This is a genomic window from Tabrizicola sp. BL-A-41-H6, from assembly GCF_050632395.1.
Taxonomy (GTDB): domain Bacteria; phylum Pseudomonadota; class Alphaproteobacteria; order Rhodobacterales; family Rhodobacteraceae; genus JAUYQR01.
In genome coordinates this window covers 973,532-996,819 of sequence record NZ_CP192600.1, presented here as the reverse complement: position 1 = coordinate 996,819, position 23,288 = coordinate 973,532, and the positions used below count along the sequence as shown (strand labels likewise).

37 protein-coding genes are annotated in these 23,288 nt (G+C 61.9%); 1 reads left to right on the top strand and 36 read right to left on the bottom strand.

The annotated features are described in order from the left end of the window. Positions 1-116 precede the first annotated feature (116 nt). The 16 genes from ACROUL_RS05060 to ACROUL_RS04985 form a co-directional block, all read right to left on the bottom strand. Positions 117-1,133 carry an amino acid ABC transporter substrate-binding protein gene (locus ACROUL_RS05060; RefSeq protein ID WP_431298435.1) on the bottom strand — a complete coding sequence of 339 codons (1,017 nt, stop codon included), beginning with the start codon at positions 1,131-1,133 and terminating at the stop codon, positions 117-119. Between the two features lie 236 nt (positions 1,134-1,369). Further along, a complete protein-coding gene (locus ACROUL_RS05055; RefSeq protein ID WP_431298434.1) occupies positions 1,370-2,077 on the bottom strand; it encodes an ATP12 family chaperone protein in 708 nt (235 codons plus the stop codon). Positions 2,078-2,082: 5 nt separating this feature from the next. Then, complete coding sequence (locus tag ACROUL_RS05050) at positions 2,083-3,129, bottom strand: RluA family pseudouridine synthase (protein WP_431298433.1); 1,047 nt, start codon at positions 3,127-3,129, stop codon at positions 2,083-2,085. Then, the gene (locus tag ACROUL_RS05045) at positions 3,126-3,476 is read right to left on the bottom strand and encodes a fluoride efflux transporter FluC (RefSeq protein WP_431298432.1); all 351 of its coding nucleotides are present in this window, start codon (positions 3,474-3,476) and stop codon (positions 3,126-3,128) included. The genes ACROUL_RS05050 and ACROUL_RS05045 overlap by 4 nt, the downstream gene beginning before the upstream one ends. 117 nt (positions 3,477-3,593) lie before the next feature. After that, complete coding sequence (locus ACROUL_RS05040) at positions 3,594-4,904, bottom strand: replication-associated recombination protein A (RefSeq protein ID WP_431298431.1); 1,311 nt, start codon at positions 4,902-4,904, stop codon at positions 3,594-3,596. Positions 4,905-5,008: 104 nt separating this feature from the next. Then, positions 5,009-5,596 (bottom strand): acyl-homoserine-lactone synthase, encoded by a 588-nt coding sequence (locus ACROUL_RS05035; RefSeq protein ID WP_431298430.1) that lies wholly within the window; start codon positions 5,594-5,596, stop codon positions 5,009-5,011. A gap of 51 nt (positions 5,597-5,647) precedes the next feature. Continuing rightward, positions 5,648-6,241, bottom strand: coding sequence for an autoinducer binding domain-containing protein (locus ACROUL_RS05030; RefSeq protein ID WP_431298429.1), 594 nt, complete (start codon positions 6,239-6,241; stop codon positions 5,648-5,650). 200 nt (positions 6,242-6,441) lie between these two features. Beyond that, the gene (gene rplQ / locus ACROUL_RS05025) at positions 6,442-6,861 is read right to left on the bottom strand and encodes a 50S ribosomal protein L17 (protein ID WP_431298428.1); all 420 of its coding nucleotides are present in this window, start codon (positions 6,859-6,861) and stop codon (positions 6,442-6,444) included. A gap of 115 nt (positions 6,862-6,976) precedes the next feature. After that, the gene (locus tag ACROUL_RS05020) at positions 6,977-7,993 is read right to left on the bottom strand and encodes a DNA-directed RNA polymerase subunit alpha (RefSeq protein ID WP_305569609.1); all 1,017 of its coding nucleotides are present in this window, start codon (positions 7,991-7,993) and stop codon (positions 6,977-6,979) included. Between the two features lie 118 nt (positions 7,994-8,111). Beyond that, complete coding sequence (rpsK, locus tag ACROUL_RS05015) at positions 8,112-8,507, bottom strand: 30S ribosomal protein S11 (RefSeq protein WP_305569607.1); 396 nt, start codon at positions 8,505-8,507, stop codon at positions 8,112-8,114. Positions 8,508-8,519: 12 nt separating this feature from the next. Next, the gene (rpsM, locus tag ACROUL_RS05010; RefSeq protein WP_431298427.1) at positions 8,520-8,888 is read right to left on the bottom strand and encodes a 30S ribosomal protein S13; all 369 of its coding nucleotides are present in this window, start codon (positions 8,886-8,888) and stop codon (positions 8,520-8,522) included. Between the two features lie 179 nt (positions 8,889-9,067). After that, positions 9,068-9,652 (bottom strand): adenylate kinase, encoded by a 585-nt coding sequence (locus tag ACROUL_RS05005; RefSeq protein ID WP_431298426.1) that lies wholly within the window; start codon positions 9,650-9,652, stop codon positions 9,068-9,070. Between the two features lie 4 nt (positions 9,653-9,656). After that, positions 9,657-11,018 carry a preprotein translocase subunit SecY gene (gene secY / locus ACROUL_RS05000; RefSeq protein ID WP_431298425.1) on the bottom strand — a complete coding sequence of 454 codons (1,362 nt, stop codon included), beginning with the start codon at positions 11,016-11,018 and terminating at the stop codon, positions 9,657-9,659. A gap of 103 nt (positions 11,019-11,121) precedes the next feature. Continuing rightward, the gene (rplO, locus tag ACROUL_RS04995; protein WP_431298424.1) at positions 11,122-11,619 is read right to left on the bottom strand and encodes a 50S ribosomal protein L15; all 498 of its coding nucleotides are present in this window, start codon (positions 11,617-11,619) and stop codon (positions 11,122-11,124) included. A gap of 157 nt (positions 11,620-11,776) precedes the next feature. Then, positions 11,777-12,364, bottom strand: coding sequence for a DUF2585 family protein (locus ACROUL_RS04990; RefSeq protein WP_431298423.1), 588 nt, complete (start codon positions 12,362-12,364; stop codon positions 11,777-11,779). Positions 12,365-12,485: 121 nt separating this feature from the next. Then, entirely contained in the window at positions 12,486-12,926 is a 441-nt protein-coding gene (locus ACROUL_RS04985; protein ID WP_431298422.1) for a GFA family protein, read from the bottom strand. A gap of 162 nt (positions 12,927-13,088) precedes the next feature. Here ACROUL_RS04985 and ACROUL_RS04980 point away from each other — a divergent pair, with 162 nt between their 5' ends. Beyond that, positions 13,089-13,550, top strand: coding sequence for an MAPEG family protein (locus ACROUL_RS04980; protein WP_431298421.1), 462 nt, complete (start codon positions 13,089-13,091; stop codon positions 13,548-13,550). Between the two features lie 64 nt (positions 13,551-13,614). Here ACROUL_RS04980 and rpmD read toward each other — a convergent pair whose 3' ends face one another. The 20 genes from rpmD to rplC form a co-directional block, all read right to left on the bottom strand. Beyond that, positions 13,615-13,812 (bottom strand): 50S ribosomal protein L30, encoded by a 198-nt coding sequence (rpmD, locus tag ACROUL_RS04975; RefSeq protein ID WP_431298420.1) that lies wholly within the window; start codon positions 13,810-13,812, stop codon positions 13,615-13,617. 2 nt (positions 13,813-13,814) lie between these two features. After that, positions 13,815-14,393: a 30S ribosomal protein S5 gene (gene rpsE / locus ACROUL_RS04970; RefSeq protein WP_305569597.1), complete on the bottom strand. Its 579-nt coding sequence runs from the start codon at positions 14,391-14,393 to the stop codon at positions 13,815-13,817. A gap of 125 nt (positions 14,394-14,518) precedes the next feature. Continuing rightward, positions 14,519-14,878, bottom strand: coding sequence for a 50S ribosomal protein L18 (gene rplR, locus ACROUL_RS04965; protein ID WP_305569596.1), 360 nt, complete (start codon positions 14,876-14,878; stop codon positions 14,519-14,521). Positions 14,879-14,889: 11 nt separating this feature from the next. Then, positions 14,890-15,423, bottom strand: a complete 534-nt coding sequence (rplF, locus tag ACROUL_RS04960; RefSeq protein ID WP_305569595.1) for a 50S ribosomal protein L6 — start codon at positions 15,421-15,423, stop codon at positions 14,890-14,892. Positions 15,424-15,433: 10 nt separating this feature from the next. Next, complete coding sequence (gene rpsH, locus ACROUL_RS04955; RefSeq protein WP_431298419.1) at positions 15,434-15,832, bottom strand: 30S ribosomal protein S8; 399 nt, start codon at positions 15,830-15,832, stop codon at positions 15,434-15,436. Between the two features lie 12 nt (positions 15,833-15,844). Beyond that, positions 15,845-16,150, bottom strand: a complete 306-nt coding sequence (gene rpsN, locus ACROUL_RS04950) for a 30S ribosomal protein S14 (protein ID WP_305569592.1) — start codon at positions 16,148-16,150, stop codon at positions 15,845-15,847. Beyond that, positions 16,150-16,728, bottom strand: a complete 579-nt coding sequence (rplE, locus tag ACROUL_RS04945; protein WP_431298418.1) for a 50S ribosomal protein L5 — start codon at positions 16,726-16,728, stop codon at positions 16,150-16,152. The genes rpsN and rplE overlap by 1 nt, the downstream gene beginning before the upstream one ends. Continuing rightward, a complete protein-coding gene (rplX, locus tag ACROUL_RS04940) occupies positions 16,728-17,033 on the bottom strand; it encodes a 50S ribosomal protein L24 (RefSeq protein WP_431298417.1) in 306 nt (101 codons plus the stop codon). Before rplX ends, rplE begins: the two co-directional genes overlap by 1 nt. Further along, positions 17,033-17,401: a 50S ribosomal protein L14 gene (rplN, locus tag ACROUL_RS04935; RefSeq protein ID WP_091302592.1), complete on the bottom strand. Its 369-nt coding sequence runs from the start codon at positions 17,399-17,401 to the stop codon at positions 17,033-17,035. Before rplN ends, rplX begins: the two co-directional genes overlap by 1 nt. Positions 17,402-17,464: 63 nt before the next feature. After that, a complete protein-coding gene (rpsQ, locus tag ACROUL_RS04930) occupies positions 17,465-17,704 on the bottom strand; it encodes a 30S ribosomal protein S17 (RefSeq protein ID WP_305569585.1) in 240 nt (79 codons plus the stop codon). Between the two features lie 12 nt (positions 17,705-17,716). Further along, positions 17,717-17,917 (bottom strand): 50S ribosomal protein L29, encoded by a 201-nt coding sequence (gene rpmC / locus ACROUL_RS04925; protein WP_305569584.1) that lies wholly within the window; start codon positions 17,915-17,917, stop codon positions 17,717-17,719. A 178-nt stretch (positions 17,918-18,095) separates the two neighbouring features. Continuing rightward, the gene (locus ACROUL_RS04920) at positions 18,096-18,719 is read right to left on the bottom strand and encodes a TIGR02466 family protein (RefSeq protein ID WP_431298416.1); all 624 of its coding nucleotides are present in this window, start codon (positions 18,717-18,719) and stop codon (positions 18,096-18,098) included. 114 nt (positions 18,720-18,833) lie between these two features. Then, positions 18,834-19,247, bottom strand: coding sequence for a 50S ribosomal protein L16 (rplP, locus tag ACROUL_RS04915; protein ID WP_305569578.1), 414 nt, complete (start codon positions 19,245-19,247; stop codon positions 18,834-18,836). Positions 19,248-19,259: 12 nt separating this feature from the next. Continuing rightward, the gene (rpsC, locus tag ACROUL_RS04910; RefSeq protein WP_305569577.1) at positions 19,260-19,976 is read right to left on the bottom strand and encodes a 30S ribosomal protein S3; all 717 of its coding nucleotides are present in this window, start codon (positions 19,974-19,976) and stop codon (positions 19,260-19,262) included. Beyond that, entirely contained in the window at positions 19,976-20,356 is a 381-nt protein-coding gene (gene rplV, locus ACROUL_RS04905) for a 50S ribosomal protein L22 (protein ID WP_305569576.1), read from the bottom strand. Before rplV ends, rpsC begins: the two co-directional genes overlap by 1 nt. Before the next feature lie 3 nt (positions 20,357-20,359). Beyond that, positions 20,360-20,638 carry a 30S ribosomal protein S19 gene (gene rpsS, locus ACROUL_RS04900; protein WP_309666666.1) on the bottom strand — a complete coding sequence of 93 codons (279 nt, stop codon included), beginning with the start codon at positions 20,636-20,638 and terminating at the stop codon, positions 20,360-20,362. Positions 20,639-20,641: 3 nt separating this feature from the next. Further along, a complete protein-coding gene (gene rplB / locus ACROUL_RS04895) occupies positions 20,642-21,478 on the bottom strand; it encodes a 50S ribosomal protein L2 (protein ID WP_305569574.1) in 837 nt (278 codons plus the stop codon). A gap of 148 nt (positions 21,479-21,626) precedes the next feature. Next, positions 21,627-21,923 carry a 50S ribosomal protein L23 gene (locus ACROUL_RS04890; protein WP_431301247.1) on the bottom strand — a complete coding sequence of 99 codons (297 nt, stop codon included), beginning with the start codon at positions 21,921-21,923 and terminating at the stop codon, positions 21,627-21,629. 20 nt (positions 21,924-21,943) lie between these two features. Beyond that, positions 21,944-22,564, bottom strand: coding sequence for a 50S ribosomal protein L4 (rplD, locus tag ACROUL_RS04885; protein ID WP_431298415.1), 621 nt, complete (start codon positions 22,562-22,564; stop codon positions 21,944-21,946). Then, the gene (gene rplC, locus ACROUL_RS04880) at positions 22,561-23,277 is read right to left on the bottom strand and encodes a 50S ribosomal protein L3 (RefSeq protein WP_305569572.1); all 717 of its coding nucleotides are present in this window, start codon (positions 23,275-23,277) and stop codon (positions 22,561-22,563) included. Before rplC ends, rplD begins: the two co-directional genes overlap by 4 nt. Positions 23,278-23,288 lie beyond the last annotated feature (11 nt).

The following is a 23,288-nucleotide window of genomic DNA, read 5'->3' as shown; positions in this document are numbered from 1 at the left end:
TCGACCCGTTTTCCGACTTTTGCCGGTTATGGCGCGGGACGCTTCCCGCGTGGACCAAGAACGATATTCATGAAGAAGGGCGCGCGGACAGGTCCGCGCGCCCGGTTCAGATCAGATCAACGCACCGGCGGAGCGTACTGCAGGCCGCCTTGGGTCCACAGTGCGTTCAGGCCGCGTGCCAGGCCGATCGGGGTGGCGGTGCCGATGTTGGCTTCGAAGATCTCGCCGTAGTTGCCGTTGGCGGCAATGGCGTTCTTGGCCCAGTTGTTGTCGAGACCCATCATCGCACCCATCTCGCCCTCGAGGCCGAGGAGACGACGCACTTCCGGGTCGGTCGAGGTGGAGGCGACTTCTTCGATGTTGGCCTTGGTGATGCCCTTCTCTTCCGCGATCACGAGCGAGAAATAGACCCAACGCACGATATCGCCCCACTGGTTGTCGCCGTGGCGAACGACCGGGCCGAGCGGCTCTTTCGAGATGATCTCGGGCAGGATGATGTGGTTTGCGGCGTCAGCCAGCGTTGCGCGCGAAGCGGCAAGGCCCGAAGCGTCGGTGGTGTAGGCATCGCAAGCGCCGGCAACATACTGGCGCTGGGCTTCGCTGTCATCGGCCACGGTAACCGGCGTGTAGGTGATGTTGTTGGCCTTGAAGAAGTCAGCCAGGTTGAGTTCGGTGGTGGTGCCGGTCTGGATGCAGATGGTGGCGCCATCAAGTTCCTTGGCGGACGAAACGCCGAGGTCTTTTTTCACCATGAAGCCCTGACCGTCGTAGTAGTTCACGGCGACGAAGTCGAACTTCAGGTCGTTGTCACGGCTGTAGGTCCAGGTCGAGTTGCGGACGAGGACGTCCACTTCGCCCGAAGCGAGTGCGGTGAACCGGGTTTCGCCAGTGGTCGGGACGAATTTCACTTTCGACGCATCGCCGAAGATGGCCGCAGCCAGCGCCTTGCAAAGCGCGGCATCGAAGCCCTGATATTCGCCATTGGCATCCGGCGCGCCGAAGCCGGTCAGACCGGTGTTCGAACCGCAGATCAGCTCGCCCCGCGCCTTGACGTCGTCGAGCGTCGTTGCAGACGCCATGCCAGAAACCAGCGCAGCGGCGGCGAAGGTGCCGAGCAATACGGATTTTTTCATTCTTACCTCATCCTGAGTTGACCGTTCTTTTTGAACGGCGCTTTTGGTGCCCCGCACACGAGCTGCGGGGGCGAAACTGTAGGAGGTGAGCCTCTCCCAGTGGGTGCAGTTTCGTCGAAAGCGCTTTGAAACGTCAAGCTAAACGCTGCTTGCTGCGAAAAATGCCCGCATTTCCTAGGGTTGGATGAGGTTGGCCGCAGATCGGCGGAACCCTGCCCAAGGTTTAGGCAGCATTGTTACCGGCACAATGCGTAGAATCGGTGCGCCTGCATGAAATCGCCGTGCTTGCGTTCGGCCAAGGCGCTGGCTTCTTCGTCGTCGCCCCAAAGTTCGGCTTGCCAGTGTTCGTCGATCCGGCTGAGCGCCCAGGCGTCGTCGGGGGCGAGGCGACCGTGGATCACGGCGAGGGCAAGCACAAGCGAGCCAGAAATGGCGACGAGGTCGTGGAAGGCCGCAAGCTGGAACGGCGTCAAGCGCGCGATCTCGGCGCGGAGCGTGGCGACACTGGCGGCTGGCTGGGCCACATGCATCACGCCGCTTGTGACGGTGAGCGGTGCGCCAAGCGTGTCTGCGGCCCATGCGATAAGCGGATCCCACGCTGCGGCCTGCCGGGCGATCAGCGCGTCGGGCCCGGTGGCGCGGTAGCATAGAAGGTCGGTGTCACCGTAGGCGGCAAGCATGTCGACAACCGCGTCGAAGTGCCGGGCGACGTTGTCGATGGCGGAATTCGCGGCGCGCGTGCAGGGCATGGTGGCGGGGTTGACTGCGCCAGTCTGGGCCTGCCATTCGGCCGCAATCGCCTGCGCCATTGCCAGCGTGGGCAGCACCATCGTCGCTTTCAAAGGCGTGCGCACGGGGCGGGCATCAAGGCGCACGGTGAAGCCGCCCTCGCAGGGTTCGGCAACCGCGTCGGTCCAGAAACGTTTGGGTGCCCAGCCGCTCATGCCTATTACCGGATGGCCTCGAACGGGTCGGCGGGAACGTCGGTTTCCTTCCAGTCCATCAGCTTCCAGGTGCGGGCCATGTGTTCGGGCAAGGGGGCCTCGAAGGTCAGCATCTTCTTGGTGATGGGGTGTTCGATCGTCAGGCTGCGGGCATGGAGGTGAAGTTTCTTTGACAGATCGCCGCCAATGGAGGCGCCCCAACCGTCGCCGGCGTTTTCCTGTTCGGAGCCGCCATACTTGCTGTCGCCAAGGATCGGGTGGCCGATTTCGGCCATGTGGGCGCGCAGCTGGTGGGTGCGGCCGGTGACGGGTTCAAGCGCCATCCACGACAGGCGGGTGCCAAGGAACCACAGCGTGAAGTAATCGGTCTGGGCGCGCTTGGCCTCGGGGTGTTCGGCGATCTTGGCGGGGTGGACGCAGATCATCTTCTCGCCCTCGCCGCCACGACCGCGCCCCGGCGCCTTCATCAGCGCGAACTTGATCGAGCCTTGGCGGGGGTGCGGCACGCCGGCGACGACGGCCCAGTAGATCTTGCGCGCGGCCCGGTGGCGCAGCGCTTCGGAGAGCGCGCGGGCGACACGGTCGGTGCGAGCCAGCATCAGGATGCCCGAGGTGTCCTTGTCGAGCCTGTGGACAAGCTTTGGGCGGTCCTTGTAGCCGAACTTCAAGGCCTCGGTCAGACCGTCGACGTGGCGATCTCCCTGGCCGGAGCCGCCTTGGCTGGGCAGGCCGGGGGGTTTGTTCAGGATGATGATGTGTTCATCCTTCCACAGGACGGCGGCCTGGATCATCTTTTCGTCCGCCGCAGACACGCTGCCCGCGCGGGGCCTGCTGGGGGCTTCGGCATCCGGCAGGGGCGGCACGCGTATCATCTGGCCAGGCGCGATGCGGTCAGACGCCTTGGCGCGGGCTGAATCGACGCGGACCTGACCGGTGCGGCACATCTTTTCCACGGCACCTTGCGTCACCTGCGGGAAGCGGCGCTTGAACCATTTGTCGAGGCGCTGTTCGCCCTCGTCTTCGGAAACGGTGTAAGTCTTGACGCCGCTCATGCCAGCCCCCGCGCGATGGCCGCGCCTAGGGCGACGGCGGCGAGGGACAGCAGGACCGATCCGGCGACATAGGCGCCGGCGTGCAGGGCCTGCCCGGCCTCGACCAGTTTCAGGGTATCGAGCGAGAAGGCGGAAAAGGTGGTGAAGCCGCCAAGGACGCCCGTCATCAGGAACGCCTGCCATTCGCCGCGTCCCGCGAGCAGAACGAACAGCGCGCCGATCAGAAGGCTGCCAAGCACGTTTACCACACCAACACCAAGCGGCGCGCCGATGGCGGCAACCGAGAGATGGCGCAGGACTGCACCGAGAGCGCCGCCAAGCGCGATGAGGGGAAGGGTAAGGGACATGCCCGGTCTTTGCGGCGGGCGGGCGGGAATGTCAATGCGAACACGCGAAGCCGGGTTGGGGGTGCAATATCCCCGAGCAGGGATTGTGTAGGTTTTCTTGCGCCGGAAACTGGTCCGCTAGTCACCCTGACGTTTCGCCCTGAGCTTGGCGAAGTAGTCGACGCGTTTTTTCAACTCACGCTCGAAGCCGCGCTCGGGGGGCAGGTAGTAGATCGGGCGCTTCATGCCTTCGGGGAAGTAGTCCTGCCCCGAAAAGCCGTCTTCGGCGTCGTGGTCGTAGGCGTAGCCGGTGCCATAGCCGATGTCCTTCATCAGCTTGGTGGGCGCGTTCAGGATATGCTTGGGCGGGGGATGGCTGCCGGTGTCACGCGCCGCTGCGCGGGCGGCCTTGTAGGCGGTGTAGACTGCGTTCGATTTCGGCGCGAGGGCAAGGTAGACCACCGCCTGCGCCAATGCCAGTTCGCCTTCGGGGCTGCCGAGGCGTTCGTAGGTCTGCCAGCCGTCAAGGCAGACGGCCTGCGCCTGCGGATCGGCAAGGCCGATATCCTCGACCGCCATGCGGGTGATGCGGCGGGCCAGGAAGCGCGGGTCTTCGCCGCCTTCCAGCATCCGGGCGAACCAGTAAAGCGCGGCGTCGGGGTCGGAGCCGCGCACCGATTTATGAAGGGCGGAGATCAGGTTGTAATGTTCCTCGCCCGACTTGTCGTACTTGGCGGCGCGGCGCATCAGGCGAGTGGACAACTGGTCGCGGGAAAGCCTGGCGTCGGTTTTCCATCCCGCGACCTGTTCCACGAGGTTCAGCAGCGCGCGACCGTCGCCATCGGCCATTTCCAGCAAGGCTTCGCGCGCGGGGCCGTCAAGCGGCAGCGCGCGGCCCAGATCCTGTTCGGCCCGTTGGGCCAGACGCTCAAGATCGGCAAGGCTGAGACGTTCGAGCACAATGACCTGGGCCCGGCTGAGAAGCGCTGCGTTCAGTTCGAACGAGGGGTTTTCGGTCGTGGCCCCGACAAGAAGGATTGTGCCGTCTTCCATGTAGGGCAGAAACCCGTCCTGCTGCGCCTTGTTGAAACGATGGATCTCGTCAACGAAGAGAAGCGTGCCCTGCCCGTTCTGCCGCCGGATTCTGGCGGCTTCGAACACCTTGCGCAAATCCGGCACGCCGGTGAAGATCGCGGAAATCTGCACGAAGGCCAGATCCGTCTCGTCGGCCAGAAGGCGCGCGATCGTGGTCTTGCCCACGCCGGGCGGCCCCCACAGGATCAGCGATGACAGGGTTCCGGCGCCCAGCATGGCCCCAAGCGGGCCTTCCGGCGACAGGACATGCGCCTGCCCGATCACCTCTGCCAGCTTGCGCGGACGAAGCCGGTCGGCCAAAGGCCGTGGACCGGGCGCTGACGAGGGAGCCACACTGTCGAAGAGATCTGCCATGTACCAAGTTTATGCCGCCACGACGCAAAGCGTAAGGCGAAACCGAAGCCGGTCTTGCAGTCAGCCCGGCAAACGCCCCACGGCAGGGAGCGCTACCCTTGGGGTCAGTGAAGCTTGTTCGACATGTTAATGGTGACGCAAACGCATTCCATGCCGTCGAAATCAAGGAGCGGCCCAGCGGGTTCACATTCCAGCCCGACCCGGCGACCCAAACGGCGCGAGCTTTCGGGAATGAGGCCAAGCACTGTTGTGGCACCAAGTGCGCGGGCGGATACAACCATTTCGTGGCGCAATTGCAGTTGCACGCGGAGACGCATGTTTGCAGGCACCGATTCAGACACAAAGACGCGGCTGCTTTCCCAAATATGGCTGGCAACCGGAGCCTCAAAATTGAGCAGATTGGTGGGAATGCTTTCAAGCAGCCCCTTTTGCGCATCGCGAATCATGTAGGAATAAATTCCGCAACGATGCGTCGTTGGCGTCAAACGAATCCCAGCAAGAACCTCGCCGTTCTGATGCACGGCAAGCCAGCGACTGGCCGGAGTATCATACTGGTCGAACTCCATCCCGTTCGCTTCGGGCAGATTCCACCTGTTTTGCTGAATGAAAGCACGATGACGTGCGCGAAACATGTTCGCAAACAACTCTCCATGCTTGTGGAGGTTATCATACGACAGCGTGGTCACTTCCATTCCCAGTCCCCTTACGGCCCCTGCACCCTAACTGAGTCGCGGGCCGTAGCTCTATAGTAGACGATATTCTCGCGCTTTTCTAAGAGCTTCTGACGTTGTCCTTGCTTCAAGTCTTATGCGGGCAGAATTCAGTCGCGCCTTGAACGCACTTTCGGAGATTCCCAGCTTGGCCGCAGCAGCCGCGTGGCGGTCTCCGTTCGCGATACATTCCAAGGCTTCGACCTGCGCTTTGGTCAATTCCGAGGGGGGCTTTGCCGCAATGTGCAGCCGAGCCGTGATGTCCGACAGAACATCCATTTCCTCATCCGTGAACTCACGCTCGGAATGGCAGATACCGGCCATCGAACGGGAAGTGATGGGGCCGTAAGACGAGACCGCGCCAAACTTCATTCCGTAACCGGCGGCCTTTTTCAGCAGGCCGAACGGGTCTGGCAACGGAATCTCGCTCCACCTGCGTGTGCCGGTCGTTCCAATTCCCCAGAATACCAACGGATCGCGCAAGTAATACGAGTTCGCGTTGTAGTATTCGACCCACTTGGGCGGGTATTTGGAATAGTAGACCAGCGGCGTGGCAAAACGGATATGCAAACCCACGGCGTAGCCCTGTGGGGCCAACTGCTCCAACTCTTTATACAATTCACTCAACCGCTTTCCCTGCATCGTCAACCCTGAGAGTCCCGTGATTCAGGCCTTTGCAACCCTGACCTGTATATGTAAGGGGACCAGCTCGCCAGCAAGGCCGGGACGGATCAAAACGATGGCAAGAAAAAGAAGTTTTGTGTCACCAGAAAACACGAAAGCCCGCGCGAGGCGGGCTTTCAGTAGCAATGGATTGCGGTTGACGATCAGCTAGCTGCAAGATCTTCCGCTGCAACGCGGGCGTGGTCGGCGGCGCCCTTCGCAGTTGTGTCACGATCAACGAACTCGATGATCGCCATCGGTGCCATATCGCCGTAGCGGAAGCCGGCCTTCAGCACGCGAACATAGCCGCCCTGGCGGTCTTTGTAGCGCGGGCCGAGAATCTCGAACAGGCGTGCGGTGTGCATGTCCTGCTTGAGCTGGGCGTGGGCCTGACGACGGGCGTGCAGATCGCCGCGCTTGGCAAGGGTGATCAGCTTTTCGATGATCGGGCGAAGTTCCTTGGCCTTGGGCAGAGTGGTCTTGATCTGTTCGTGTTCGATCAGCGAGCCGGCCATGTTGGCGAACATCGCCTTGCGGTGTTCGTGGGTCCGGTTCAGCTTGCGGTAGCCGCTAGAGTGACGCATTGGAATCTCCTATCGCGTGTTTTGCTTTGTCCGGCGGGGCCTCGTGCGGCCCCGCTCACCTTGGGGTTTCTTCAACCCGTGCTTTTCCCCGGCAGTCCGGGCATTTTTAGTGGTCTCAGAACTGGTCTTCGAAACGCTTGGCCAGGTCTTCGATGTTTTCCGGCGGCCAGTCCTCGACGTCCATGCCAAGGTGCAGACCCATGCCCGACAGCACTTCCTTGATCTCGTTCAAGGATTTGCGGCCGAAGTTCGGGGTGCGCAGCATTTCTGCTTCGGTTTTCTGGATCAGGTCGCCGATGTAGACGATATTGTCGTTCTTCAGGCAGTTGGCCGAACGGACCGAAAGTTCCAACTCGTCCACCTTCTTGAGGAGGAGCGGGTTGAATTCGAGGCCTGCGTCGACTTCGCCCAGCTTGGCCGATTCGGGTTCGTCGAAGTTCACGAAGATCGACAGCTGGTCTTGCAGGATGCGCGCGGCATAGGCCACGGCGTCATCCGGCGTCAGCGAGCCGTCGGTTTCGATCTTCATCGTCAGCTTGTCGTAATCAAGGACCTGGCCCTCGCGGGTGGGCGTGACTTCGTAGCTGACCTTCTTGACCGGCGAATAGATCGCGTCGATCGGGATCAGGCCGATCGGGGCATCCTCGGGACGGTTTTTGTCGGCCGCGACATAGCCCTTGCCGGTGTTGACCGTCAGTTCCATGAACACGTCGGCGCCGTCGTCGAGGTGGCAGATCACGTGATCCTTGTTCAGGATTTCGATCCCGTTCGATTCCGAGATGTCACCGGCGGTCACGACGCCCGGACCCTTGGCCGAGATCGACAGGCGCTTCGGCCCTTCGACTTCCATCTTGATGCTGACGCCCTTGAGGTTCAGCACGATGTCGGTGACGTCTTCTCGCACGCCGGCAACGGACGAAAACTCGTGCAGGACGTTGTCGATCTGGATCGACGTGATGGCCGCGCCTTGCAGCGAGCTCATCAGCACCCGGCGCAGCGCGTTGCCGAGGGTGAGGCCAAAGCCCCGCTCCAGCGGTTCGGCGATAACCGTCGCGGTGCGGGCGGCATCTGCCCCCGCCTTCACGACAAGCTGCGTCGGCTTGATGAGTTCCTGCCAGTTTTTATGGATCATGCTGAAGCCCCTATACTTGTCCCGTGCCGATGTCCGAAGCAGCGGGACGCCCGAGGTTCGAAAACGACGAAAACCGGGCCGCAAGGAGACACCCTGCAGCCCGGTAGAAAATCTTGGCTCAGACCCGGCGGCGCTTTGGCGGACGGCAGCCGTTGTGCGCAAGCGGCGTCACGTCGCGGATGGACGTGATGTTGAACCCGACAGCAGCCAGCGCACGAAGCGCGGACTCGCGGCCCGAACCCGGACCCTGCACTTCGACTTCGAGCGTTTTCACGCCGTGTTCCTGCGCCTTCTTGCCTGCGTCTTCGGCAGCCATCTGAGCGGCATAGGGCGTCGACTTGCGCGAACCCTTGAAGCCCATCGTCCCCGAAGAGGACCATGCGATGGCGTTGCCCTGAACGTCGGAGATCAGGATCTTGGTGTTATTGAACGAAGAGTTCACATGCGCAACGCCAGCGGCGATGTTCTTGCGTTCTTTTTTCTTCGTGCGGGATGCTTTGGTATCGCGTGCCATTCTGTGCGCCCCTTATTTCTTCTTGCCGGCAATGGCCTTTGCGGGGCCTTTGCGGGTGCGGGCGTTGGTGTGGGTGCGCTGGCCGCGGACCGGCAGGCCCTTGCGGTGACGCAGGCCACGGTAGCAACCAAGGTCCATCAGACGCTTGATGTTCATGGTGGTTTCGCGACGCAGGTCACCTTCAACGGTCAGGTTCGCGTCGATGTATTCGCGGATCGCCAGCACTTCGCTATCGCTCAGCTGGTTGATGCGGCGGGCGCGGTCGATGTTCAGCGCGGCGCAGATGTTTTCTGCGGTGTGCGGACCGATCCCGGTGATGTAGGTGAGCGCGATCGGAACCCGTTTCGCGGTCGGAATGTTGACGCCAGCAATACGTGCCAAACGTTTCGTCCTTCTAGGTTGCGGTTCCGTAGTGCCAGAACCTTTTTTCACAACAACGCCGGGGGCGTGACCCCGACGATCCGAACTTCCAATAAGGAAGGCCCGCATGGCGATTCCACCGCGGGACGCCGTGCATTAGGGGCTTTTCCACTGGCCGTCAAGGCCGCGAGGGTAGTTATTCAAGCTTTGTCAAGAACCCGTGCGATGGCATCGGCAACGGCCTGCATTTCGGCCATCCCGTCAAGCTGCACGAGATCACGCTTGGCCCAGTAGTAGCCAATCAGCGGTGCGGTGTTCTTGTAGTATTCGCGCAGACGCACTTCGAAGACTTCGGGTGTATCGTCGCGGCGAACCGGCTCGCCTGCAAGGCGGGCATCTTCGGCGCGCCTTACGATGCGGCCAACGAGGGCAGCGTCGTCAACCACCAGTTCGATCACCGCATCCAGCGCCAACCCCCTGCGGGCCAGCAGATCGGCCAAAGCATCGGCCTGCTTCAGGGTGCGCGGAAACCCGTCAAAGATGAAGCCGCCCTTGGAGCCTTGGGCGAGCTTTTCGTCGATCAGGCCGATCACGATATCGTCCGTCACAAGCTGGCCGCGCTCCATCACCTCGGCCACGCGGCGGCCCATCTCGGTGCCGGACGTCTTGGCTTCGCGCAGCATGTCACCAGTGGACAATTGCACCATGCCGCGCGCATCGACCAGCCGCTTGGCTTGCGTGCCTTTGCCGGCCCCCGGCGGGCCGAGAAGGATGATGTTCGCCATGCCGTTACCGACGGGCGGGGGCTTTGGGCGCACCGGTCCGCTTGCGACCGCGCAGTTGCGACTTTTCGATCAGGCCTTCGTACTGGTGCGCCAGCAGGTGCGACTGGATCTGCTGGATGGTGTCCATCGTCACAGACACCACGATCAGCACCGAGGTGCCGCCGAAGTAGAAGGGGATGCCCACGCGGCTGATAAGAACCTCGGGCAGCAGGCAGACGACCGCAAGGTAGGCCGAGCCGAGCACGAGCACGCGGTTCACCACGTATTCCAGGTATTCCTCGGTCTTCTTGCCGGGACGGATGCCGGGCACGAAACCGTTCTGGTTTTTCAGGTTGTCGGCCACGTCATCCACCTTGAACGACACGTTCAGGGTGTAGAAGTAGCTGAAGAACACGATCATTGCGGCAAGGAACAACAGGTGCAGCGGCTGGCCGTAGCCGAGGTTCGCGGCAAGCCATGACATCACCGGGTTGGTGGAACCGCCGGCAAAGGTGCTGACCGTGGTGGGCAGAAGCAGGATCGACGAGGCGAAGATCGCGGGGATAACGCCAGCCGGGTTCACCTTGATCGGCAGGTGCGAAGAGCCCGCGTCGTAGATCTTCATCCCGACCTGACGCCGAGGATACTGGATGTTGATCTTGCGCAGGGCGCGTTCCATGAACACGACGAAGGTGATCACCACGATCACCATCAGGATCACGCCGAGGATCACCGGGGTCGACAGCGCGCCAGAACGGCCCTGGGCGAAGAACTGCGCCAGTGCGGCCGGGATTTCGGCGACGATGCCAACGAAGATGATGAGCGAGATACCGTTGCCGATGCCGCGGGCGGTGATCTGTTCGCCCAGCCACATCAGGAACATCGTGCCGCCGACCAGCGTGATGACGCAGGAGGCGATGAAGAAGAAGCCCGGAGTATGGGCCAGACCGCCGGCCTGAAGCGACACGGCGATGCCGTAGCCTTGAAACAGCGCCAGCGCCACGGTGCCATAGCGGGTATACTGGTTCAGCTTCTTGCGGCCCTGTTCGCCCTCCTTGCGGAGGTTCTTCCAGGGTTCGTACATGGTGCCCAGAAGCTGCACGATGATCGACGCGCTGATGTAGGGCATGATGCCGAGGGCGAATATGCCCATGCGCTTGATCGCACCGCCGGTGAAGAGGTTGAGCATGCCGCCCAGCCCCTGCCCCGCCTTGTCCATGAACTCGCGCAACGCGTCGCCGTCGATACCGGGCACCGGAATGTAGGTGCCGAGGCGGTAGACGATCAGAAGGCCGATGGTGAAGAAGATCCGCTGGCGCAGGTCGGTCGCCTTGCCAAACGCCCCCCAGCTGAGGTTAGCGGCCATCTGTTCTGCGGCTGATGCCATGTCCGGTCTCTTTCATGCGCAGCGCCGCCAAACCGTTCTCCGGTCGGCGGCGCGGGAAAACTTAGGCGTTGATGTAAGCGACCTCGGGGCCGCTCACAACACCTTATTGAGCTTTACGCTTCGACTTTCCGAACGGCTCGAGGGTCGGAGCGACCGTCAGGGTGCCGCCAGCGGCAGCCACAGCCTCGACCGCAGCCGCCGATGCGCCGGTGACGACGAGGGTGACCTTGGTGGTGATCGCGCCCTTGTTCAGGATGCGGATGCCGTCACGCTTGTCCGAGGTGAGGCCGGCTGCAACCAGCGCGTCCTCGTTGATCTCGGCCTTGGCGTCCAGCTTGCCCAGACCGATGAACTTTTCGATCAGGCCCAGGTTGATGACAGCGAATTCCTTGCGGTTCGGCTTGTTGAAGCCGCGCTTCGGCAGGCGCCGGTAAAGCGGCATCTGGCCGCCTTCATAGCCGCCGATGGCGACGCCCGAACGGGATTTCTGACCCTTGATACCACGGCCAGCGGTCTTGCCCTTGCCCGAACCGGGACCACGGGCCACACGCTTTTGCTTTTTGGCAGCGCCGGGGTTGTCGGCGAGTTCATGCAGTTTCATGTCGCAATCTCCTTTGCCGGAGGGCCCCTGCCTGCGACGGACGGGGGCAACGCGGCGTTTCTTGTTGATTCTAGTGGCGACGGATCACCACCGGGGGCGTATAGTCCGATCACGCTATCGGATCAAGCCGGTTCCGACCGTGCGGCGGCAGCCATGGTTATGGAGATGGAGGGTGGGTAACGGGGTTGGTCGCATCCTGCCAATCGGCGATGGCCTGAATTGGGTAGACGATGCGCAAGGTGGTGAGCAAAAGACTGTCGCGCGCCACGACAGCCGAAAATACCTCTAGCCCGACCATCAGGAAGATGCCCCAGCGCACAGGAAGGGCAATGCCGGCGAAAAAACCCACCACCATGAACAGATAGTCGCAAACGGCGTTCAGGACGGTATCGCCCATGTAGCCCTGATAGATGGTTTGACCGCGAAAACGATCAAGCACCCAATCTGTATGCTCGACGATCTCCCATCCAACCCCGATGGCGAGCAAGAACGTCAGACTTACCGGATAAGCGATCTGCCGCCGAAAACCACGCCCAACGATCGCGATCAGCATCCCGAGCATCGCGTGGGAAAGGCTATACCAGTCGGCGACCTGCTGCGAGTTTTCGCTCGACCATATCGAATTTACCCAAAGTCGTACTTCGCCGGATCGGCTGAGCAGGGGTTGACCCCAGCTCCACAAGGTCACACCGATGAGAACGGCGCCAGCGACCAGAGACCAATACAATATCTTTACTATCTGCATCTTTACCATCTGCACTTCGGATATGCCCCCGCCTTGGCCGTCCAAGCTCGGCTTCGGCGGGGAACCGAACAATCGACAAAGCAATCAATTGTTTGAGGCAGGCAGGCTGTTGCCGAAGGGGTCAAGCAGGGTTGGGCCACACGAAACTCGGCTGCAGCCCTTCATAGACCGGGCGCCCGTCGTGCGGCTTTTCATAGCCCTTCGTCTCGTCCCAGAAGGCATGGTAAGTAGCCTTCGGGAACTTCGCGTCATCGTAGCCCATGACATTTGGCACGGCGACGCGGATTCGGTGCTGCTTGTCATCCAGCATCAGGACCGCGCCGCAATCGGTGCAGAGGCAGATTTCCAGCGGGCCGTCCGGGTTTTGCGCGTTGAACGGCACGCGCTTGATCTTTTCGGGATGGTCGACGCTGACATCGCCATGGTTGAAGAAGGCAACATGAGTGTGCTGCTGCCCGGTGACGGATTTGCAGACGTTGCAGTGGCATTCGTGGTTGTCGATGGGTTCGGCGGCGGCCGTGACATGCACATGCTCGCAGCCCCCCGCATATTTTGCGGCCATTTTCAGTCCTCCCTTGTAACCCCCGTCCGTTCCGGACAGTTCGAGTCGAGGCGAAGCGTAGCACTGAACGGCGCGAACGCGAAGTTTCCGAAGAGACGCCAGAGATGATTGACAGGCGGTCGCGCGGGCGGAACGCTTTTCGCAGCCATGAGGGAGGGGAAGATGGGCGAGTTCCACACCGGCAATCCAGTTTTCGTGACTTACGTGGTCGCGGCGGCGCTGACCGTGCTGAAGGTGATGGGTCAGGGCTGGATGACGGTCTACCGGATGATGCGGGCAGGCGGCGGTTATGCGGCACCAGAAGATCTGCGGCCGGGCCTGATAAACAGGGCACCCGACCCGTCGCAGCTGGCGGTGAACGACTACGTCGAGCGGTCGCGCCGGATGCACCGCAATGATCTGGAGAACATCCCGGCGTTCTGGGCCGCGGGGTTGCTGTTCGTTGCCGTGTCACCGCCGCTGTGGCTGGCGCAGGGGCTGATGTACGGCTTCGTGGCGGCACGGGCGGCCCATGCGGTGGCCTATGCGACGGCGCAGTCGCACGAGGTGCGGGCGACGTTCTACACAATCGGGTCGCTGATCGTGGTGGCGATGGCGGTCTATGCGCTGGTGGCGGTGTTCTGACGAAAAACGCCCCCGCGTTTCCGCGAGGGCGTTTTCTGTTTCCGCACCGGCTGTCCTTGAAGGATCAGCCGCGCTCTTCGATGATCTGCACGAGGTGGCTGATCTTGTTGACCATGCCACGAACGGAAGGCGTGTCTTCCAGTTCGCGGGTGCGGTTCATCTTGTTCAGACCAAGGCCCTTGAGGGTGGCGGTCTGGATGGCCGGGCGGCGGGCGGCCGAGGCCACCTGCTTCACGACGATGGTTTTCTTGACGTCAGCCATGATCAAGCCTCCACAACTTCAGCTTCGGGCTTCTTCAGGATCTCGGCCACTTTCTTGCCGCGGCGAGCCGCGACCTGACGAGGGCTGGTTTCCTTTTTCAGGCCGTCGATGGTGGCCCGGATCATGTTGTAGGGGTTCGAGGAACCGATCGCCTTGGCGACCACGTCCTGCAGCCCCAGCATTTCGAACACGGCACGCATCGGGCCGCCGGCGATGATGCCGGTACCTGCAACGGCGGTGCGCATCACGACCTTGCCGGCGCCGTGGCGACCTTCCATGTCGTGGTGGAGCGTGCGGCCGTCACGCAGGGCGACGCGGATCATCTGGCGCTTGGCCTGTTCGGTGGCCTTGCGGATCGCCTCCGGCACTTCCTTGGCCTTGCCCTTGCCGAAGCCGACGCGACCACGCTGGTCGCCGACTACGACGAGTGCTGCAAAGCCGAAGCGCTTGCCACCCTTGACGGTTTTCGAGACGCGGTTGATCGCGACCAAACGGTCAGCGAATTCCGGCGTTTCCTCGGGACGGTTGTCGCGGCGGTCATTGCCCCCACGATTGTCCCGGCGGTTATCACGTTCTGCCATAAGGCAATCCTTCGATGGTGGCGCAGCGTTCGCGCCGTTGTGGCCAATCCTGGTGGGTGCATGGCTGGCATGGCCCCCGGATCATCGGGGGGACGCGCCCTGACGGGACGCCCCCCACTTTTGATTTAGAACTTCAGTCCGCCTTCACGGGCAGCATCGGCCAAAGCCTTGATCTTGCCGTGGAAGAGGAAACCGCCGCGGTCGAAGTAGCATTCCTCGACACCGGCCTTCTTTGCCCGCTCGGCGATAGCCGAACCGATCTTTGCCGCTGCTTCGACGTTGTTCTTGCCGACGACGCCGAACTCTTTCTCCAGGGAGGAGGCCGAGGCGACAGTCACGCCCTTCACATCGTCGATCAACTGGACGCTGATATTCTTCGAGGACCGGTGCACCGACAGGCGCAGCCGACCATGCGAAGTCGCCTTGATCTTGTTCCGGACGCGCAAGCGGCGCTTGAGGAACAGCTCTCTCTTGTTGTTTGCCATTTCTCTCGCCCTTACTTCTTCTTGCCTTCCTTGCGGAACACGAACTCACCCTTGTAGCGGATGCCCTTGCCTTTGTAGGGCTCTGGCTTCTTCCACTCGCGGATGTTCGCTGCGACCTGACCAACAAGCTGCTGGTCAATGCCTTCCACAATGATCTCGGTGTTCTTCGGCGAGGTGATGGTCACCCCGGCCGGGATCGCGAAGTTCACTTCGTGGCTGTAACCCAGCGACAGTTTCAGCACGTTGCCTGCCATCGCGGCGCGGTAACCCACGCCCTGGATTTCCATTTCCTTCTTGAAGCCGGTCGACACGCCGTCGACCAGATTCTGCACCATTGAGCGGCTCATGCCCCACTGCTGGCGGGCGCGCTTCGAGAGGCCGCGCGGGGTTACCTTTACGGTATCCCCCTCGACCGTCAGGGTCACGTCGTCGCCTGCGGTGAAGCTGCGGGTGCCTTTCGGCCCCTTCACTTCGATGGTCTGACCCGAGACCGAGGCGCTGACGCCGCTGACCAGGGTTACGGGTTTCTTGCCGATACGAGACATTCCACCCTCCTCAGAATACGGTGCAAAGCACTTCGCCGCCAACATTGGCAGTGCGTGCGTTTGCATCCGACATGACGCCCTTCGGCGTCGACACGATGGAGACACCGAGGCCGTTGCGGACCGTCGGGATATCCTTGACGCTCATGTACACGCGACGGCCCGGCTTGGACACGCGCTTCAGTTCGCGGATCACGGGGGTGCCTTCGTAGTACTTGAGGCTGATGACCAGTTCGCCCTGACCGTTGTCGGACGGGTTCTTTTCATAGCCGCGGATGTAGCCTTCGGACGCGAGCACATCCAGCACCCAGGCGCGCAGCTTGGAAGCCGGCGTCGAGACGGTGGACTTGCCGCGCATCTGAGCGTTGCGGATACGCGTGAGCATATCGCCGAGAGGATCGTTCATGGACATGTGTCTCCTCCCTTACCAGCTGGACTTTACCATGCCGGGGATCTGGCCGAACGAGGCGAGATCACGCAGCATGATGCGGCTGAGTTTGAGCTTGCGATAGAACGCATGCGGACGGCCCGTCAGCTGGCAGCGGTTGTGCAGCCGGGTGGCGGACGAGTTGCGGGGCAGCTCGGCCAGTTTGATCGAGGCCTTGAAGCGCTCTTCAACCGGTTTCGCCTGGTCGTTGATCACCGACTTGAGGGCGGCCCGCTTGGAAGCATGTTGCTTCACCAGCTTGGCGCGCTTCACTTCGCGGTTCACCATGGATTTCTTGGCCATTACTCTTTCCCTCGCACGGTGTCGGTGAAGGGCATGTTGAAGTGGATCAACAGGGCCTTCGCTTCGGCGTCGGTCTTTGCGGTGGTGCAGATGATGATGTCCATCCCGAGCACTTCGTCGACCTTGTCGAAGTCGATTTCGGGGAACACGATCTGCTCTTTCAGGCCCATGGCATAGTTGCCGCGGCCGTCAAACGAGGTGGGCTTCACGCCGCGGAAGTCGCGGACGCGGGGCAGCGCGATGGTGATCAGACGGTCGAAGAATTCGTACATCCGGTCGCCGCGCAGCGTGACCTTGCAGCCAAGCGGCATCTGTTCACGAACACGGAACCCGGCGATCGAGTTCTTGGCGTGGGTGATGACAGCTTTCTGGCCGGCGATCAGGGTCAGCTCTTCAGCCGCCTGTTTGACCTTCTTGGTGTCCTTGACCGCTTCGCCAACGCCCATGTTCAGGACGATCTTGTCCAGACGCGGAAGCTGCATCGCGTTCTTGTAGCCGAACTCTGCCATCAGGGCCGGACGGATCCGGGTCTGATAGTCAGCCTTCATACGCGGGGTGTACTTGGCAGTATCCAACATCAGATCGCCTCCCCGGTCGATTTGGCGTAACGCACCTTCTTGTCGCCTTCCATGCGGAAGCCGACGCGGGTGGGTTTGCCGCTTTTGTCAACGATGGCAAGGTTCGACAGGTCGATCGGCATCGCCTTGGCGATGCGGCCGCCCTGCGACGCCGCCGATTGCTTGGTGTGACGGATGGCAACATTGACGCCATCGACAACGGCCTTGTTGTCCTTCGGGCTGACGGCGGAAATCTCGCCGGTCTTGCCCTTGTCACGGCCGGTGAGCACCATCACGGTGTCACCCTTCTTGAGCTTGGCGGCCATCAGAGCACCTCCGGAGCCAGCGAGATGATTTTCATGAAGTTCTTCGCACGAAGTTCACGCACCACCGGCCCGAAGATACGCGTGCCGACCGGTTCACCCTGGTTGTTCAGGATGACGGCGGCGTTGCGGTCAAAACGGATCGTGGTGCCGTCTTCACGGCGAACTTCCTTGGCGGTGCGGACGACAACGGCCTTGCGGACGTCGCCTTTCTTGACACGGCCTTTAGGAATAGCTTCCTTGACCGACACCACGATGATGTCGCCCACAGAAGCATAGCGGCGATGCGAGCCACCCAGAACCTTGATGCACTGAACTCGGCGAGCGCCTGAGTTGTCAGCAACATCCAGATTGGTCTGCATCTGGATCATTTGGTTTCTCCCGACCTTTGGGGACCATTCCCCAGGGTTTCGATGAAGTCAGACGAAGGTTGCTTACGCCGTAGCGTCGACAACCACCGTCCAACGTTTGGTTTTCGAGATCGGAGCACATTCCTCGATGCGGACGGTGTCGCCGGTCTTGTAGGTGTTCAACGCGTCGTGGGCCCGATACTTCTTGGACTTGCGGACGGTCTTTTGCAGCAGCGGGTGCTTGAAGCGGCGCTCGACCAGAACGGTGATCGTCTGCTCGTTCTTGTCGGAGGTCACGACACCCTGGAGAATACGTTTCGGCATGGTGTGCTCCTCTTATTTCGCGGCTTCGGCAGCTTTTTGGACAAGCACCGTCTTGATGCGGGCAACGTCACGCTTGACGTTGCGCATGCGCGCGGTGTTTTCCAGCTGGTTGGTCGCGGCTTGGAAGCGCAGGTTGAACGCTTCCTTTTTGAGCTGAACCAGGCTGTCGCGCAGCTGGTCCGGCGTTTTCGTACGCAGTTCGTCGGCTTTCATGCCGTTTCCTTTTCCACAATCACCAGACGGCCCCTTTTGAGGTTACCGTTGACCTGGCGGATCAATGACAAACCGGCGAATCCGGGATGCCCGGAATCGCTGGATGGGGCCGTATAGGGGGGATGGGCCTGCGGGGCAAGGGGGAAGTTGGGGTTGCCTCGGCAAAGGCATTCGCCCCTCACGCCCACCCATAGTTGAAGCTGATCGAGATGCGCTCATCTTCGGCCATGTTCATCGGTACCTCGTGGCGGAGCCAGCTTTCCCAGAGGAGCACGTCGCCGACGGCGGGGGTGATGTAGACGAAGCTTTGCAGCTCGCGCGAGGCTTTTTTGGAGCGCAGGGGGGCGGTCATCATCATCGGCAGGCGCGGGTCTTCGAGTTTGAGGGCGGAGGTGCCTTCGGGCATCGCGACATAGGTGGTGCCGGAGATCACCGAATGCGGGTGGATGTGGCTGGCGTGCATGCCACCTTCGCCGAGGATGTTGATCCAGAGCGAGTCGCATTTCAGCTTTTTGTCGCCAAGGTCGAAGCCGAGGTCCTTGCAGAAGGCGGCCACGTGCTTGTCGAGCGCTTTCTCCAGCGCGCCGAAGATCGGGAAGCGCCAGGGCAGGTCGTTCAGCGAGGAATAAGAGGTGTAGCCGGGGTAGCCGTTCTTTTCGCACCACGCCTGACCGGCCTCGTCATCTTCCGCGATGGCGAGGCAGGAGGAGTGCAGCTCGTCATAGTTGACCGGCTTTTTCGCCAGTTCGTTCAACTGGGCGCGGTAGAGGCGGGTGACGAAAAGCGAGGATATTTCGGCCATTGGCATGTCCCTTGGGTGCGCCCTGCCCTGCCGGATGGTGGGGGGCGGTTAGCAAAAGGCCCCCGCCGTTTCCAGCGGGGGCCGATGTCGGATGGTCAGGGTTGCCCCCGGACCTTACCAGTCTTCCTTCGCGACGACGCGGGTGGTGACCGGAAGCTTCATCGCGCCGAGGCGCAGGGCCTCACGGGCGATGACTTCGGACACGCCGTCGATCTCGAACATGATGCGGCCTGGTTTCACCTTGGCTGCCCAGTAATCGGTCGAGCCTTTGCCCTTACCCATACGAACTTCGACGGGCTTGGCCGACACCGGAACGTCCGGGAAAATCCGGATCCAGACCCGGCCCTGACGCTTCATGTGGCGGGTGATCGCGCGGCGGGCCGCTTCGATCTGGCGCGCGGTTACGCGCTCCGGCTCGGTCGCTTTCAGGGCGAAGGAGCCGAAGTTCAGGAGGAACCCGCCTTTTGCTTCGCCGTGAATCCGGCCTTTGTGCATCTTGCGGAATTTGGTGCGCTTTGGTTGCAGCATCTAATTTACTCCTTACGCGCGTTCGCGGTCGCGCCGGGGTGCGCGCGGAGCGGCACCTTCCTGCGCTTCGGCGAGGCGGCGGTCATGCGCTTGCGGATCGTGCTCGAGGATCTCGCCTTTGAAGATCCAGACCTTCACCCCGATGATCCCGTAAGGGGTCGTGGCTTCGGACAGGGCATAGTCGATGTCGGCACGCAGGGTGTGCAACGGCACGCGGCCTTCGCGGTACCATTCGGTTCGGGCGATTTCGGCGCCGCCAAGACGGCCCGCGACGTTCACACGGATACCGAGCGCACCGATGCGCATCGCGTTCTGCACGCCACGCTTCATGGCGCGGCGGAAGGACACCCGACGCTCCATCTGCTGGGCGATCGATTCAGCGACGAGCTGCGCGTCCAGTTCGGGCTTGCGCACTTCAACGATGTTGAGGTGCAGTTCCGACTTTGTGAACACGGTCAGCTTCTTGCGAAGCGTCTCGATGTCCGCGCCCTTCTTGCCGATGATCACGCCCGGACGTGCGGTGTGAATGGTCACACGGCACTTCTTGTGCGGGCGTTCGATGATGACGCGGCTGATGCCGGCCTGCTTCAGCTCCTTGTGGATGAACTCGCGCATGCGGAGGTCTTCCAGAAGAAGATTGCCGTAGTCTTTCGATTCAGCGAACCAGCGGCTGTCCCAGGTGCGGTTGACCTGAAGACGCATACCGATCGGATTTACCTTCTGACCCATTATGCAGTCTCCCCGGCTTGACGGACCTTGATGGTGATTTCAGAGAACGGCTTCATGATCTTGCCGAACCGGCCACGAGCCCGCGGACGGCCACGCTTCATCACCAGGTTCTTGCCGACCCAGGCTTCCGCCACGATCAGGCTGTCCACGTCGAGGTTGTGGTTGTTTTCCGCGTTGGCGATTGCCGACTGCAGGCACTTCTTAACGTCACCCGCGATGCGGCGCTTGGAGAAGGTGAGGTCGGCGAGAGCCTTGTCCACCTTCTTGCCCCGGATCAGACCGGCGACGAGGTTCAGTTTCTGCGGCGAGGTGCGAAGCATCCGGGCGATTGCCATTGCTTCGTTGTCCGCCACGCGACGGGGGTTCTTTTCCGATCCCATGGCTTATTTCCTCTTCGCTTTCTTGTCGGCGGCGTGACCGTAATAGGTCCGCGTCGGCGAGTATTCACCGAACTTCTGGCCGATCATTTCCTCGGTCACGTTGACCGGGATGTGCTTCTTGCCGTTGTAGACCGCAAAGGTCAGACCAACGAACTGCGGCAAGATGGTGGACCGGCGCGACCAGATCTTGATCACTTCGGCTTTGCCACCGGCCTTTGCCTTTTCGGCCTTCTTCAGGACGTAACCGTCGACGAAGGGGCCCTTCCAGATTGAACGTGCCATGGATTAGCGCCCTTTCTTCGCGTGACGCGAGCGGACAATCATGCTGTCCGACGACTTCGGCTTGCGGGTCTTGTTGCCCTTGGTGCCCTTGCCCCACGGCGTAACCGGGTGACGGCCACCAGAGGTACGGCCTTCACCACCACCATGCGGGTGGTCGATCGGGTTCATTGCAACACCGCGGACCGTCGGACGCACGCCCTTGTGGCGCATACGACCGGCTTTACCGAAGTTCTGGTTGGAGTTGTCGGGGTTCGACACGGCACCGATGGTGGCCATGCATTCCTGACGGACCATGCGCAGCTCGCCCGACGAGAGACGGATCTGAGCGTAAGAGCCGTCACGACCGACGAATTGCGCGTAGGTACCGGCAGCGCGGGCCAGCTGGCCGCCCTTGCCGGGCTTCAGTTCGACGTTGTGCACGATGGCACCGATCGGCATGCCCGAGAACGGCATCGCGTTGCCCGGCTTCACGTCGGTCTTGGCGCCAGCGATCACGCTGTCGCCAACGGCCAGACGCTGCGGTGCCAGGATGTAGGCCAGTTCACCGTCCTGATACTTGACCAGCGCGATGAAGGCGGTGCGGTTCGGATCGTATTCGATCCGCTCGACGACCGCCGGGATGTCATACTTGCGACGCTTGAAATCGACGACACGGTAAAGACGCTTGGCGCCCCCACCCTTGTGCCACATCGTGATACGTCCGGTGTTGTTCCGGCCACCAGTCTTGATCAAACCCTCGGTAAGGGCTTTGACCGGACGGCCTTTCCACAGCTCCGAACGGTCGATCAGTACCAGCCCTCGCTGGCCAGGCGTCGTCGGCTTATACGACTTAAGTGCCATGTTTTCTGTCTTCCGTTTGCTTCAGGGCTCCGAAGAACCCAGGGTGAAGGGCGCCGAAGCTCCCCGATTTTGCGGGCCAAGACGGGCCTGCGCTTCGTAAAAACCACGGCCCCGGATCAACCGGGGCCGCAAGATTCGCGGGCTTCTATCAGAGGCCCGTGGAGACGTCGATAGTGTTGCCCTCTTCGAGCATCACATACGCCTTCTTCTTGTCAGACCGCTCGCCGGCACGGCCGCGGAACCGCTTGGCCTTGCCTTTGGTGATGCTCGTGTTGACGGCCTTCACCTTCACACCAAAGATTGCCTCAACGGCTTCCTTGATCTGCGGCTTGGTTGCGTCCATCGCGACCTGGAACACCACGCCACCAGCTTCGGAGGCCATGGTGGCCTTTTCGGTGATGATCGGCTTGCGGATCACGTCATAGTGCTCGGGCTTCACAGCCACGGCGCTTTTGGGTGCTTTGCTCATTTCAGGCGAGCCTCCAGGGCTTCGATACCGGCCTTGGTGATGACCAGCGTATCACGCTTCAGGATGTCATAGACGTTGGCGCCCATCGTCGGCAGCACGTCGATGCCTTCGATGTTGCGGGCGGCGAGGGCGAAGTTGCCGTCGACCGACGCACCGTCGATGATCAGGACGCGCTTCCAGCCGAGCTCCGACTTCATCTTCGCCAGCGAACCGGTCTTGGCCTCGGCGAGTGTCGCCGCGTCAAGGATTACCAGTTCACCCGCCTTAGCCTTGGCCGACAGTGCGTGCCGCAGCCCGAGGGCGCGGAACTTCTTCGGTAGGTCATGGGCGTGGCTGCGCGGGGTCGGGCCCTTCACGACGCCACCATGCCGGAAGATCGGTGCCTTCTTGGAACCGTGGCGTGCGCCGCCGGTGCCCTTCTGGCGATAGATCTTCTTGGTCGAGTAGGAAACCTCGGCCCGGGTCAGCGTCGAATGGGTGCCGGCCTGGGCTTTCGCCCGCTGCCAGCGCACCACGCGGTGCAGGATGTCGGCGCGCGGGTCCAGCCCGAACAGCGCCTCGTCCAGATCGATGGAACCGGCTTTGCCGCCGTCCAGCTTGATCACGTCGAGTTTCATGCTTCACCCCCTTCGGCGGCGACAGGTGCAGCGGTTTGAGCCGCGCGCACAGCAGCCGGAACCGGCAGGCCAGCAGGCGCGGCCTTCTTGACCGCATCCTTGATGGTGACCCAGCCGCCCTTCGATCCGGGGACAGCGCCCTTGATCATGATCAGGCCGCGGTCGGCATCGGTACGAACGACCTGCAGGTTCTGCGTAGTCGAACGGACGGCACCCATGTGACCGGCCATCTTCTTGCCCTTGAACACCTTGCCAGGGTCCTGGCACTGGCCCGTGGAGCCGTGCGAACGGTGCGACACCGACACACCGTGCGACGCCCGGAGGCCGCCGAAGTTGTGCCGCTTCATCGCGCCTTGGAAACCTTTACCGATCGAGGTGCCCGCCACGTCGACGAACTGGCCAGCGAGGTAGTGGTCGGCGGTGATTTCAGCGCCCACGTCGATCAGGCAATCCGGGGTGACCCGGAATTCCGCGATCTTGCGCTTCGGCGCCACATTCGCTTTCGCGAAATGGCCACGCTGCGCGGCGGTGGTCCGCTTTGCCTTGGCAACGCCGGCACCCAGCTGGACGGCGGTGTAGCCATCCTTGTCGGCGGTGCGTTGGGCGACGACCTGAAGGCTGTCAAGCTGCAGCACCGTGACCGGGACCTGCTTGCCATCCGCCAGGAACAGCCGGGTCATGCCCAGCTTCTTTGCAATAACGCCAGAGCGCATGGTTTTCGCTC